This is a genomic window from Bacillus sp. DNRA2 (assembly GCF_012843265.1).
Lineage (GTDB): Bacteria > Bacillota > Bacilli > Bacillales > Cytobacillaceae > Bacillus_BU.
Genome location: NZ_JABAIT010000007.1, coordinates 131115 through 143908 on the forward strand (window position 1 = coordinate 131115; position 12794 = coordinate 143908).

Consider the following 12794-nt stretch of genomic DNA (forward strand, 5'->3'; position numbering starts at 1 on the left):
AAGGGAATAAAAAGGGCGGTGTTCTGATTGAGAGGCCGTGTATTCGTAATAGGGCTGGGGTTAATCGGCGGATCCCTGGCTCTTTCTGTTAAACGTACACATGGGGAGTCAACCATTATCGGTTTTGATGTTTGTGAACAGCAAGCAAAATTAGCAAAAATGCTTGGTGTTGTCGATGAAACAACAGTAGATATAAAGGCAGGAGCTATGCAGGCAGATTTAATTATCTTGGCAACTCCTGTAAAAGAGACAGAAATCATTATTCAGTCACTAGCTAATATGGACTTGAAGCAAAATGTGATTGTCACCGATGCGGGTAGCACAAAAGCAAAAGTTGTGGAAGCAGCTAGATGCCTTGCTGAGAAGGGATTTACTTTTATTGGCGGTCACCCAATGGCTGGTTCCCATAAAAGTGGAGTCACTGCTGCTAAAGAAATTCTCTTTGAGAATGCATTTTATCTGCTAACACCTAGTGAGGATATTGGCCAAAGAGAGATTGCTACTTTAAAAGCGTGGTTATCTGGAACAAAAGCCAAGTTTTTAATTGTTTCTCCAGAGGAACATGATTACATGACAGGGGTTATCAGTCATTTTCCGCATATCATTGCAGCATCATTGGTTCATCAGGCTGAGCGCACAAGCCAGGAGCAGCAACTTGTTACGAGACTTGCTGCAGGCGGGTTTCGCGATATTACAAGAATTGCCTCGAGTAGTCCTGAGATGTGGCGAGATATTCTATTGCACAATAAGCCTGTGCTATTAGACATTTTTCAGGATTGGATTAATGAAATGAAGAAAGTGACCTCTATGCTTGAAAATGAGAATGGGGATGCAATCTATCATTATTTTTTAAGCGCAAAACAATTTAGGGATGAAATGCCGATCAAAGATAAAGGGGCAATCCCTGCATTCTACGATTTGTTTGTTGATATCCCTGACTATCCAGGGGTTATTTCAGAAATTACTGGCTATTTAGCAAAAGAAAATATCAGTATTACCAATATTAGAATTCGAGAGACACGTGAAGAGGTTTACGGTATCTTGGTTATTAGTTTCCAAACAGATGAAGATCGTCAACGAGCAGATAATTGCATTAAGAAGTATACGATTTTTGATACTTCAGTAGGACCTTAATGATAACTTTTTTTGTAAAAAGGGTGATAAAAATGGGGCATATTCAACTACATACTAACGCAACTGGTTTATCGGGAGAAATCCTAATCCCTGGGGATAAATCAATTTCGCACCGTGCCGTAATGTTTGGCGCCATTGCAAATGGAACCACTACAGTGACCAACTTTTTGCTTGGAGATGATTGTCTAAGTACGATTTCCTGCTTTCGAAAACTTGGTGTTACGATTGAACAAGAAGTGGATAAGGTTACGATTTATGGGAAGGGTCTAAACGGTCTAATTGAACCATCAGAGATTTTGGATGTCGGAAATTCTGGGACGACAATACGATTATTAATGGGGATTCTCGCAGGGCGTCCCTTCCATAATGTATTAGTTGGCGACCACTCAATCGGTAGACGTCCAATGACGCGGGTCGTAAAACCATTAACGTTAATGGGAGCAAAGATTGACGGGAAAAAATCGGGAGAGTTCACACCCATTTCGATTCGTGGTGGTCAATTATCAGGGATTGAATACACATTACCAGTCGCTAGCGCTCAGGTTAAATCCTCGATTTTATTTGCGGGTTTACAGGCAGAAGGGGCAACTATTATACACGAGCCGGCAAAAACAAGAGATCACACGGAACGAATGATTTGCCAGTTTGGTGGAAAAGTCGAAAGTGAAGGGCTTTCGATTACGATTCATGGCGGTCAGGAGCTTATAGCTAGTCATGTAAATGTTCCAGGAGATATCTCTTCAGCTGCATTTTTCATGGTAGCAGGTGCGATTGTCCCTAACAGTGAGATTGTTCTGAAGAATGTGGGGCTAAATCCTACTCGAACAGGGATCATTGATGTGATGGAGCAAATGGGAGCAAATCTATCAATACAGATTAACGAGGCTGAACAATTTGAGCCGACTGGTGATATGATCATAAAGACATCTGAATTGGTTGGCACAACGATCGAAGGCGAGATGATTCCTCGTCTTATTGATGAAATCCCAATACTTGCACTGTTAGCAACTCAAGCTAAGGGCACTACAGTAATCAAGGATGCGCATGAATTAAAAGTAAAAGAAACAAATCGGATCGATACGGTTGTTGAAGAATTAACGAAGCTAGGTGCATCGATTGAAGCCACAGATGATGGCATGATTATTTATGGTGGCACACCGCTCGGAACAGGTGTCGTTTCCAGTCATGGTGATCACCGAATTGGCATGATGCTAGCAGTTGCTGCATTAATTTCAACAGGTGAAGTAACGCTTGAGGATGCAGAAGCCATCTCAGTTTCATACCCACAATTTTTTGACCATTTAAATAAACTAATGCAATAATGACTCAGGAGCTGGTATCACAATGCCAGCTCCTTTTAATGATAGGCGCTGTTAAACGAGAATGTTGGTTCGCTTTGTTTGAACAATAAACGGAGATATTCCGCTTAAATTGGGAAATACCCATATTTCCTTAAATATAAGCGGAGTTTTTCCGGTTATGTTATCAAAATCTTTAATTTTTGTCTTATTTATATTACATAGTCGGAAAACTTCCACTTATTTTGGCTATTTGGGCTTCCTTTTTTTACATTAGACGGAAATTCTCCGCTTATTAAGGCTCATTCCTTCACGAAAATCAACATGGAATAATAATTAGGCTGTGGTAAAGCAGAATGTTGTTTTGTGGCAATGTTGATTGAAGTGGAAGGCGTGAAGACTCCTGCGGGAGCAGCGGGACAGGTGAGACCCCGCAGGCGCCAAAGCGCCGAGGAGGCTCACCGCCCGCCCCGCGGAAAGCGAAGCGCCTGGAACGGAAATCAACAGCACGTTTAATAAAGCCTAGCCTATTATTAAAAAGAATACATATTTTCAATTTATCTTCATAGCTTGTCATAAGACCGTTTTTAAAGAGGGTGGTTTTATGACTTATGTGATTGAAAATGCCAACGTACTAGCTGATAAAACGCTTACAAAAACCGCTTTTTTGATTAAACAGAACAAAATCGCCTCACGTCTCACTTCGGCCAATCGACTCACCCATATGAGAATGGATGCCAGTTCCTTTATCATGACACCAACTTATGTTTTTCTGGAGCATCATTTACCTGAGAACATACCGTTTCAGGAAACGAAACAATTTTATTTAGATCGTTTTATTAATAAGGGCTGCACAGTCATTTTAACAACGACAACCATGGAATACGAATCACAATTCCATCAACAAATGAAACGAAAGCGAACACAATTAAATACAAGTCCAATTGATTATATTGTGGCTGTGAGAATTCCAGTTCGATTGTTAACCCCATCATTCATTAGAAAATGTAAGAAAGAAAAAGTGCCAGCTATTTTTGTTGAGATTGCCAATCGTGATGAGCTTTCCACTGTCCCATGGGGTTGGATTCGTGAAGCGATGTTTCCGTATAACTGTCCATTAATTCCTGTTTTTAATGTTAAGACATCAGAGTATAAGCAAACTAGGGAGGCGTGGAAGAAGGTTATTGTGATTGAAAAACTCCCTTCCGTTTGCGACGAACTAAAGCCGCAACAGCCTATCTCAAAGTGTGATCTTGCCAAAATGGGAATTTACCCTATAAAAGCAAACCTGCTTCAAGGCGGTGAATTAAGTTATAATATGTATATGATGGAGGAGCCCGGAGGCACGCATGTTGAAGAATTGGACATGTTTCTTTATCATAATCATAGATTGGTGATAACTGTGCATCGGGGCAATTTAATCCGTGTAGCCAGTATGACGCAATTTCAATCTGGTTTTGGCGAACAAGTGATGGTCACCAAGCCTTCATATTATTCAATTTAGGCATTAGAAAGGAATATTCCATGGACACAGTAAATAAAATCATCTCTCTATTAGAAAACGGTCAACAATCTGAAGCCATTGAGAAGTATGGAAGTATTTTGAAAAACGGGACTCCAGAAGAGAAATATGATTTGGCAGAAGAGCTAAATCGTCTAGGCTTTTTAGAGGAGTCAGCAGGACTGTATCTAAATCTGCTTGAAAGTTATCCTGATGAAGGTGAGCTATTGATTGAATTGGCGGAAATTCACATTGAAACTGGTCAGGAAGAAGAAGCGATGCTTTTACTTGAAAAGATTGATGTGGATGACGACGCCTATCCGCAGGCGCTTTTATTATTAGCAGATTTATATCAAATGAACGGTTTATTTGAAGTAAGTGAGCAAAAATTATTAACTGCAAAGAACTTGTTACCTGAGGAAGAAATTATTGATTTTGCCCTTGCAGAGTTATACGGGGAGCTTGGCAAGTTTACTGATGCAATCGAGGCCTATGAACGAGTGTCGGCACGTGGTACCAAAGAGATTGCCGGAATCCAGATCCATCAGCGCTTGGCCGAAATGCTTAGTGCTATTGGTCTATTTGAAGAGGCAATCCCTCATTACGAACTTGCACTTCATGATAAGCTTGAAATAAATACGTTATTTGGCTTTGCTTTAACCGCTTATCAGGCAGATTCAAATAAACTGGCGATTGAAAAATTTGAGCAACTCAGGGGTCTTGACCCAGAGTATCATTCGTTGTATTTAATGCTTGCAAAGGCATATGAACGTGAAGGTGAGCTTAATAAGAGCTTTGAGGCCATAAAGCAGGGATTAAGAGTGGATGAATATAATAAAGATTTATTTTATTTTGGCGGAAAACTTGCACTTAAGTTGGATGAACAAACAGAAGCTGAGGAACTTATTCGCAATGCCATTGCTCTTGACCCGGGTTTTACCGAGGCTGTGCTAACCTTAAACAAGTTGTTATTGATTGAAGAACGCTTTGAGGAAGTATTGGAATTGGCGAGTGTGACCGAAGCGAATCACGAGGTGGAGCCACAGCTCCTTTGGGATGAAGCGGTAGCTTATCAACATCTTGAACAGTATCCTGACGCATTAAACAAATATCAACTTGCATATACTTATTTTAAGGAAGACAAAGAATTTTTGAAGGATTATGGATATTTTTTAATTGAGGAAGGAAAAAGTGCTAAGGCTGTCGAAATTTTTAGTGAATTACTTAAATTTGATCCAACCAACACAGAGTATCTCGAGCTAATCGAGCGTTTTACGAACTTATAGGATATTAGTAATAGGCAATGTTAATACTTCATGTTTTTGTTGATAGGAGTGGAAGGCGCGAAGACTCCTGTGGGAGCAGTGGGACAGGTGAGACCCCACAGGCGCAAAAGCACCGAGGAGAAGGAAAAGCGGAAGCGGCTTGCTCAGGGGCGACAGGCACAAGACGAGCAGGCAAGAAGGTCGTTCTTTGACCTTCTGGACTGATTGGCTTGTGACCCCGAGCCCCTAGCCGCTGGAGCTAGACACCGCTCACCGCCCACCCCACGGAAAGCGAAGCGCCTGGAACGGTTATCAACAAACTTTATTAAACAGAGCCTCATTAAAAAAATATGGTGAATTAACAGAGGAGGGAAGCAAAGATGACGACCCCTGTATCTGTCAACGAGAAGAAGGATTTTATTCGTTGGTTTTTAAACCATTATCAGCTAAAAAGAAGAGAATGTGTGTGGATTTTGAATTACCTCATGAGTCATGACCAACTGATGGAGAAAGTTCATTTTGTAGACCAAGCACAATTCTGTCCTCGAGGTCTCATTATGTCGTCGCATTGTGTGGATGAAGTACCTTTCCGATTTTATAAAGAAAATGTGATGACAACCGATGCGGAAAAATCATTTCACGATATCCGCTTAAATCGGGATGAAGAGATTTACATTCAACTGAACTTTCATGCTTCCAACCAAGTCCATCAATATGCCGCGGTTCAGGAAGATAATCCATTTATGCCAAGAAATCCGCAAGTTAGTGAATCAGATCGACTCCTAGCAGAGCGTTTCTTGGAGGAAAGCATTAAACGATTCCGTGAAGAAAAGCTGCTTCAATTAATTGATACTGCACTTGATAAGCATGACCAAAGTACATTTCAATCGCTAACGGAAGAGTTAAGGAATTTAAATAAGAGTTGATGAAACAGCTTGCTTGCAAAAGCAAGCTGTTTTGTTTACCGTATAAATGAAGTGTTACCATTTATGTCAAATTGTTAGCTAAAAACTCAAAAATCTCGGAGAAGCATTTTCTTTTATAATGTTTTTCTAATAAAGGAACAGGAGGAATTTATTAGTGAAATGGAATCCACAAGATGTCGAAATTTTTCAAAAGGCAAAGGAATATGTTGATACTGCGGTGATTCCACTATTACCGGTAACCATGAATGATAGTGAAATGGGACAAGCAGCCAGTATGAGTGAATTTATTTCCTTACTTTCAGGTCAACTAGAGCGACAGTTTAAGGGGAGAATTATGTTATTTCCCGGCTATGCTTATTTAAAGGAATGGGAGCAGGAAAAGTTGAAAGATGATGTCGGAGCATGGGAGACAGCCTTATTGGAAAATGGATTTAGCCATATATTTTACATAACCTCTGATTTATTTTGGAAATCGATTGAAACTCATTTGAAAGGTTCACTGATTTGGCTTCCAGCAATCCCCATGGAAACGATGCAAGATGCGCAAAAGTTGTCGGTGGTTGAAAGTCAGGTAAAACAATTGCTAATGTTGTTTACTGAAAAATGGAGCGAAAATAAATAAATATTTTGAAAGTTAGACAGATTCCGCCAAGTATGCTGTTGATTTTGTCACAAGATTGATATAATATGGTTATGTCCTAGTTTTATATTTTGATTTAATTAATCTCGTGAACTTATCATTGTAACAAGGGGGGGGGAAAAGCATGAGCAAAAATCGAGTTTCAAGACGTCAATTCTTGAACTATACTCTTACAGGCGTAGGAGGATTTATGGCAGCGGGGATGTTAATGCCTATGGTGCGTTTTGCTGTTGATCCAGTGTTAGCTGCAAAAGCTGGCGGAGATTTTATCGCTACTAAACAAAAAGTTGCAGACCTAACAACAGAGCCAGTTCGTGTCGACTTTACTTTTAAACAAAAGGATGCTTGGTACGAATCAGATGTAACGAATACGGCTTGGGTGTACAAGGATGACAAAGGGGAAATTGTCGCACTTTCACCAGTATGTAAGCATTTAGGTTGTACAGTAGACTGGAACACAGATAAGGCGCATAAAAATCAGTTCTTCTGTCCATGTCACATGGGACGCTATGAGAAGGATGGTACAAACGTACCAGGAACTCCGCCAATGGCACCGCTTGATGTATACCCATTTAAAGAAAAAGACGGCTTCCTACACTTAGGAAAAGCCAAACCAAGAGCCTAAAAGGAGGCGTAATCAATGTTAAACAAAATTTACGATTGGGTAGATGAACGTTTAGACATTACGCCTTTGTGGCGCGATATTGCAGACCATGAAGTACCAGAGCATGTAAACCCTGCGCACCATTTTTCAGCGTTTGTTTACTGTTTCGGTGGTCTAACGTTCTTTATTACAGTTATCCAAATTCTTTCTGGAATGTTCTTAACCATGTACTATGTTCCAGATATTAAAAATGCATGGGAATCAGTTTATTACTTACAAAATGAAGTTGCTTTTGGACAAATTGTCCGCGGAATGCACCACTGGGGCGCTAGTTTAGTTATTGTAATGATGTTTTTACATACTCTTCGTGTGTTTTTCCAAGGAGCTTATAAAAAACCGCGTGAATTGAACTGGATTGTAGGGGTATTAATTTTCTTCGTTATGCTTGGATTAGGTTTAACAGGCTACCTACTACCATGGGATATGAAAGCGCTATTTGCGACAAAGGTAACACTACAAATCATGGATTCAATTCCATTAATCGGGCCTTATATTAAGACATTAATGTCAGGGCACCCAGATATTGTTGGTGCTCAAACATTAACACGATTCTTTGCGATTCACGTATTCTTCTTACCAGCTGCATTATTCGGGTTAATGGCTGCACACTTTATGATGATTCGTAAGCAAGGTATCTCAGGTCCACTATAAAAAATAAGTTATTTATACGGCTTTAATCATAGGGTTAAAGGAGGGGGATTGCACAATGCATCGTGGCAAAGGTATGAAATTCGTAGGTGACTCTCGTGTCTCTACTGAACGTAAACCTAATATTCCGAAAGATTATTCGGAATACCCTGGTAAAACGGAAGCGTTTTGGCCTAACTTTCTATTAAAAGAATGGATGGTAGGTGCGGTTTTCTTAGTTGGATATTTATGTTTAACAATTGCTCATCCTTCACCGCTTGAACGGATTGCAGATCCAACAGATGCTGGATATATTCCTTTACCAGACTGGTATTTCTTATTCTTGTATCAATTATTAAAATACTCTTATGCTTCAGGACCATATACTATGATCGGAGCAATGGTTATTCCTGGTTTAGCATTCGGGGGCTTACTGCTTGCTCCATTTATCGATCGTGGACCAGAACGTCGTCCGTCTAAACGTCCTTTAGCAACAGGCTTTATGCTACTTGCAATAGCATCAATTTTCTATTTGACTTGGGAATCAGTTGCTACTCATGACTGGGAAGCAGCGAAAGCGCAAGGGGAAATTGTTGCAGAAGCTGATTTCGATAAAGAATCTGATGGCTATAAGATTTATCAAGACAAAGGCTGTGTAAGCTGTCACGGCGATAACATGGCTGGTGGAGCCGCTGCAAAAACCTTAATTGATAATGGTTTAGCACCAGATAAAATTGCAGATATTGCTAAAAATGGTCAAAACACAATGCCTCCTGGCATGTTTAAAGGAACAGACGAAGAGCTTAAGGTTCTTTCTGAATTTATTTCTGGCATAAAAAGCAAATAATAGATAAAGCTGACGGTTTATCCGTCAGCTTTTTTAACGCTAAAATGTATGGACAAGTCACGCTTTTGCTTAACGGCCAAAAGATGCTTGTCCTTTTTTTATGCGGAATAGTATGATAAGTAGGCAATACTATAAATGAAGTAGAGAGGTGGTGCGAAAATGGGAACGATTTACGCAATATTAGCAAATCGGAAAATCTTGTGGTTGCTGTTAGTCATTAATATAATGGGAACAATTTACGGATACATATGGTATGGTTGGCAACTAGCTGACACACCAACTATTTTCTTGCCGTTTGTCCCAGATAGTCCAACAGCCAGTTTGTTTTTTGTGTTTGTGTTAATTGCCTTTTTATTACAAAAAAATTGGCCATTATTCGAAGCACTTGCGATTGTAACTTTGGTTAAATATGGAGTTTGGGCGGTCGTAATGAATTTGTTGGTCGGAATCATGAATGGTCATTTGGATGGCGTTGGATACATGTTGATGTTTTCACATCTTGCAATGGCCGTCCAAGGTGTATTATACGCTCCATTTTATCGTTTAAAGGCTTGGCATTTAGTTGTGACTGGAATATGGGTTATTCATAATGAAATCATAGATTACGTATTTAAAATGATGCCACGTTATCATACGTTGGATGAGTATATGCCTGAAATAGGATATTTTACGTTCTGGTTAAGTATTTTATCAATTGGTCTTGCCTATTTTCTGTGCTTAAGAAAGGGTCATTTCAAATTGGAACTGAAAAGTTAAATGATGTTCTAACCTTGTCCTTCTTCTCATACATATTACTAGTAGTTTGAGGGGGGACTTGGATGAAAGCGAATGTACTCATTGTGTTGATAGCTTTTTTTTTAACGTTAAATTTATCAGCGTATGCCGAACCAACCTCGACAAACGCTTCATTCGATAATATTACTGATGAAGCATTGCAAATGGTAAAATTATACCGTTACGAAGATGCTGAAAAGTTACTCATTTATTTTTCTGATCAATACTTATCAAGTGTTGAGAAAGACAAATTATTTTCAAAAGATCAATTACGGATATTATCTATTGCTTATCGAGATGCGCTTGAGGCAACAAAGAATAAAGATATTCCTCATGATGAAATAATGAATCGGGTTACGACATTTAGGTTGGTATTAGATGCTATTTCAACAGGACAACAACCGTTATGGACTGAGATGGAAGAGCCTATTATGACTGTGTTTAAAAATGCTAAGGAAGCAGCTCACAGTGGTAATAACGAAAACTTCCATGAAAATTTCAATCATTTCCTTGCACTTTATAACGTTATATATCCAAGTTTAAAAATAGATATACCTAAAGAGCAAATTCAAAGTTTAGATGCAAAAGTAAGCTATATTGACCATTATCGTCCTAAAGTTCTTTCTAATGCCCAGAATCAACAGGAGCTAGAGGCAGTTGGAAAGGATTTGCAATCGATTTTTGATGGGATGACTGAAGATGAAGCAGATCCAAGTCTTTGGTGGGTGATGATTTCGACCGGAAGTATCATCATTCTTACATTATCTTATGTTGGTTGGCGAAAATACAAGGGCGACCGTGAACAAGAACGAAATCGACCGACCAAGCTTAAGGAATAATCAAAATAAACCTGCAGTATGGTCTGCAGGTTTTTATGTTATTCAATTAGTGCTCGATTGGCATTTTGTTTTCATCCAAGGTGAAGCCTTCGCCAAGCACATCATGGACGACACTGACTGATACAAAAGCATGTGGATCTACTAAGGTAATCAGGTTCTTTAAGCGAACTATTTCATTTTTGCCCACGACACAATAAAGTACTTCTCGTTGATTTTTTGTAAATGAACCGTGTCCATGGAGGACGGTTACTCCCCTGCCCATTTCTTCCATTATCTTATCAGCTATTTGACTGTTTAAATCGGAGATAATCATCGCCCCTCTTGCTGAATACGCTCCTTCCTGCATAAAATCAATCACCTTTGCCCCGACGAATACGACAACTAATGTATACATCGCTTCCTTATATTTTAAATATGTAAGTAATGATAGGCAGATGACCCCAGCATCAAAGAGAAACATCGTTTTACCCATACTCCAGCCTATGAATTTATAAACAAGCCGTGCGATGATATCGACACCACCTGTTGTCCCCCCATAGCGAAAAATGATACCCAAGCCCGCTCCAATTGATACTCCTGCAAAAAGGGAAGCCAGTGTTAAATCATCTTTTAACGGCATTTGGATTTGATAGCGCTGGAAAATCCATAAGAATACTGAAACAGCTAACGTACCAATGATTGTGTAATATAATGTCGAACGGCCTAGTAGTTTCCAACCTAGAAAAAATAACGGGACATTTAAGATTAGGTTCGTGTAAGATGGGTCCCATTTCAAGATAAAATATAGCATTAAAGTAATTCCGGTGAAACCGCCCTCAGCAAGGTTATTTTGCATGTTGAAATGAACAATTCCAAAAGAGTAGATAGCCGCACCAAAGATAATAAATAAAATATTTCTAAGCTTTAACCCCAGAATCATTTGAATTCCTCCTTCATTGTATTTTTATCTTAGAAAATTATTTTCATTATAAAAATATAATATCCCACAGTTATACTACCATTTCATTTTATAAAGCTCACTTTTTATGAGAAAATAAAATTTGTAAAAGCGTTGAGTTTTAGCTAACATTAAGTTTGATACAATATTTTCCGATATGATATAGGGGGATTTTTGACGAATGCAGAATGATAAAACAATAAAACAGCTTCAAGAAGAAGTCGATGCCTATATAAGTCAGTTTAAAGAGGGTTATTTTAGCCCGCTTGCTATGTTAGCCAGGTTATCAGAAGAGTTGGGAGAGCTGGCAAGAGAAGTCAACCATTATTATGGAGAAAAACCAAAAAAGGCATCTGAAGAGGAAAAGGAAATTAAAGAAGAATTAGGAGACATGCTGTTCGTTTTAATTTGCTTTGCGAATTCACTAAATATTGATTTAGAAGAGGCTCATAATTTGGTTATGAATAAGTTTAATACCCGCGATAAAAATCGTTGGACAATTATACATAAGGAAGAGGAGAACAAGGGAAATGAGTAATGTTAAGATTGTTGTTGCAGGGCCACGGGGCCGTATGGGAAGAGAGGCAGTTCAACTTGTAACGAACACCGAATATTTTGATTTAGTGGCAGTTATTGACCATAAGCATAACGGTAAGACTCTTCGTGACATAGAAGGATTTAACGGATTAGAAACACCAATCTATGATAATATCGAGCAATGCTTTCAAATACATAAGCCAGATGTATTAATTGATTTAACAACACCAGAGGTTGGTATGTATCACACAAAGACAGCGCTTCAATATGGTGTTAGACCAGTTGTTGGGACAACAGGATTTACGAATGATGATTTAACAGAGTTGGAGGCGCTTTGTAAGGAAAAAGAGTTAGGCTGCATTATCGCACCAAACTTTGCAGTTGGCGCTGTATTAATGATGAAATTTTCCAAGCTTGCTGCAAAATATTTTCAAGATATTGAAATCATTGAGCTTCATCATGACCAGAAGTTGGACGCCCCATCTGGTACTGCCGTAAAAACAGCACAAATGATTAGCGAGGTAAGACAACAAAAACAGCAGGGCCATCCAAACGAAAAAGAAACCATTCAAGGAGCTCGAGGTGCTAACTTTGACGGAATGCATATCCATTCAGTCCGTTTACCAGGGCTAATAGCTCATCAACAGGTTTTATTTGGTTCAGAAGGTCAAACGTTAACAATTCGCCACGATTCATATAATCGTGCATCGTTTATGTCAGGTGTGAAGCTAGCGGTTGATACAGTAATCAATCTTGAGACGTTAGTTTATGGACTAGAAAACATCATTGAATAAATAAAGAATGG

14 protein-coding genes are annotated in these 12794 nt (G+C 39.1%); 13 read left to right on the top strand and 1 reads right to left on the bottom strand.

The window, feature by feature from the left end; all coding sequences use genetic code 11:
- Positions 1-27: 27 nt before the first annotated feature.
- The 11 genes from HHO41_RS08455 (at position 28) to ypjB (ending at position 10515) form a co-directional block, all read left to right on the top strand.
- Positions 28-1134: a prephenate dehydrogenase gene (locus HHO41_RS08455; protein ID WP_169097429.1), complete on the top strand. Its 1107-nt coding sequence runs from the start codon at positions 28-30 to the stop codon at positions 1132-1134.
- 32 nt (positions 1135-1166) lie between these two features.
- Complete coding sequence (aroA, locus tag HHO41_RS08460) at positions 1167-2456, top strand: 3-phosphoshikimate 1-carboxyvinyltransferase (protein ID WP_169097431.1); 1290 nt, start codon at positions 1167-1169, stop codon at positions 2454-2456.
- 580 nt (positions 2457-3036) lie between these two features.
- A complete protein-coding gene (locus HHO41_RS08465) occupies positions 3037-3936 on the top strand; it encodes a hypothetical protein (protein ID WP_169097433.1) in 900 nt (299 codons plus the stop codon).
- A 20-nt stretch (positions 3937-3956) separates the two neighbouring features.
- Positions 3957-5219, top strand: a complete 1263-nt coding sequence (locus HHO41_RS08470; RefSeq protein ID WP_169097435.1) for a tetratricopeptide repeat protein — start codon at positions 3957-3959, stop codon at positions 5217-5219.
- Between the two features lie 359 nt (positions 5220-5578).
- A complete protein-coding gene (locus tag HHO41_RS08475; protein WP_169097437.1) occupies positions 5579-6124 on the top strand; it encodes a ReoY family proteolytic degradation factor in 546 nt (181 codons plus the stop codon).
- 154 nt (positions 6125-6278) lie between these two features.
- Positions 6279-6746: a DUF2487 family protein gene (locus HHO41_RS08480; protein ID WP_169097440.1), complete on the top strand. Its 468-nt coding sequence runs from the start codon at positions 6279-6281 to the stop codon at positions 6744-6746.
- A 142-nt stretch (positions 6747-6888) separates the two neighbouring features.
- Positions 6889-7389, top strand: a complete 501-nt coding sequence (locus HHO41_RS08485) for a QcrA and Rieske domain-containing protein (RefSeq protein ID WP_169097442.1) — start codon at positions 6889-6891, stop codon at positions 7387-7389.
- Between the two features lie 15 nt (positions 7390-7404).
- Positions 7405-8079, top strand: coding sequence for a menaquinol-cytochrome c reductase cytochrome b subunit (gene qcrB, locus HHO41_RS08490; RefSeq protein WP_169097444.1), 675 nt, complete (start codon positions 7405-7407; stop codon positions 8077-8079).
- Between the two features lie 55 nt (positions 8080-8134).
- Positions 8135-8902, top strand: a complete 768-nt coding sequence (locus tag HHO41_RS08495) for a menaquinol-cytochrome c reductase cytochrome b/c subunit (protein WP_169097446.1) — start codon at positions 8135-8137, stop codon at positions 8900-8902.
- Positions 8903-9061: 159 nt separating this feature from the next.
- Entirely contained in the window at positions 9062-9658 is a 597-nt protein-coding gene (gene lhaT / locus HHO41_RS08500; protein WP_169097448.1) for a lipoprotein heptaprenylglyceryl N-acetyltransferase LhaT, read from the top strand.
- 62 nt (positions 9659-9720) lie between these two features.
- Positions 9721-10515, top strand: coding sequence for a sporulation protein YpjB (gene ypjB, locus HHO41_RS08505; protein ID WP_169097450.1), 795 nt, complete (start codon positions 9721-9723; stop codon positions 10513-10515).
- 46 nt (positions 10516-10561) lie between these two features.
- Here the strand turns inward: ypjB and HHO41_RS08510 are convergent, their stop codons facing one another.
- Positions 10562-11434: a YitT family protein gene (locus tag HHO41_RS08510; RefSeq protein WP_169097452.1), complete on the bottom strand. Its 873-nt coding sequence runs from the start codon at positions 11432-11434 to the stop codon at positions 10562-10564.
- Positions 11435-11633: 199 nt separating this feature from the next.
- Between HHO41_RS08510 and HHO41_RS08515 the strand changes: the two genes are divergently transcribed.
- Together HHO41_RS08515 and dapB are read left to right on the top strand one after the other, a co-directional pair.
- Positions 11634-11990 (top strand): nucleotide pyrophosphohydrolase, encoded by a 357-nt coding sequence (locus tag HHO41_RS08515; protein ID WP_169097454.1) that lies wholly within the window; start codon positions 11634-11636, stop codon positions 11988-11990.
- Entirely contained in the window at positions 11983-12783 is an 801-nt protein-coding gene (gene dapB, locus HHO41_RS08520; RefSeq protein ID WP_169097456.1) for a 4-hydroxy-tetrahydrodipicolinate reductase, read from the top strand. The genes HHO41_RS08515 and dapB overlap by 8 nt, the downstream gene beginning before the upstream one ends.
- Positions 12784-12794 lie beyond the last annotated feature (11 nt).

Coding starts and splice junctions, on each gene's coding strand:
- HHO41_RS08470 (WP_169097435.1), top strand. CDS start 3,957: ATGGACACAGTAAATAAAATCATCTCTCTATTAGAAAACGGTCAACAA.
- HHO41_RS08475 (WP_169097437.1), top strand. CDS start 5,579: ATGACGACCCCTGTATCTGTCAACGAGAAGAAGGATTTTATTCGTTGG.
- ypjB (WP_169097450.1), top strand. CDS start 9,721: ATGAAAGCGAATGTACTCATTGTGTTGATAGCTTTTTTTTTAACGTTA.
- dapB (WP_169097456.1), top strand. CDS start 11,983: ATGAGTAATGTTAAGATTGTTGTTGCAGGGCCACGGGGCCGTATGGGA.
- HHO41_RS08495 (WP_169097446.1), top strand. CDS start 8,135: ATGCATCGTGGCAAAGGTATGAAATTCGTAGGTGACTCTCGTGTCTCT.
- aroA (WP_169097431.1), top strand. CDS start 1,167: ATGGGGCATATTCAACTACATACTAACGCAACTGGTTTATCGGGAGAA.
- HHO41_RS08510 (WP_169097452.1), bottom strand. CDS start 11,434: ATGATTCTGGGGTTAAAGCTTAGAAATATTTTATTTATTATCTTTGGT.
- HHO41_RS08465 (WP_169097433.1), top strand. CDS start 3,037: ATGACTTATGTGATTGAAAATGCCAACGTACTAGCTGATAAAACGCTT.
- qcrB (WP_169097444.1), top strand. CDS start 7,405: ATGTTAAACAAAATTTACGATTGGGTAGATGAACGTTTAGACATTACG.
- HHO41_RS08515 (WP_169097454.1), top strand. CDS start 11,634: ATGCAGAATGATAAAACAATAAAACAGCTTCAAGAAGAAGTCGATGCC.
- HHO41_RS08485 (WP_169097442.1), top strand. CDS start 6,889: ATGAGCAAAAATCGAGTTTCAAGACGTCAATTCTTGAACTATACTCTT.
- lhaT (WP_169097448.1), top strand. CDS start 9,062: ATGGGAACGATTTACGCAATATTAGCAAATCGGAAAATCTTGTGGTTG.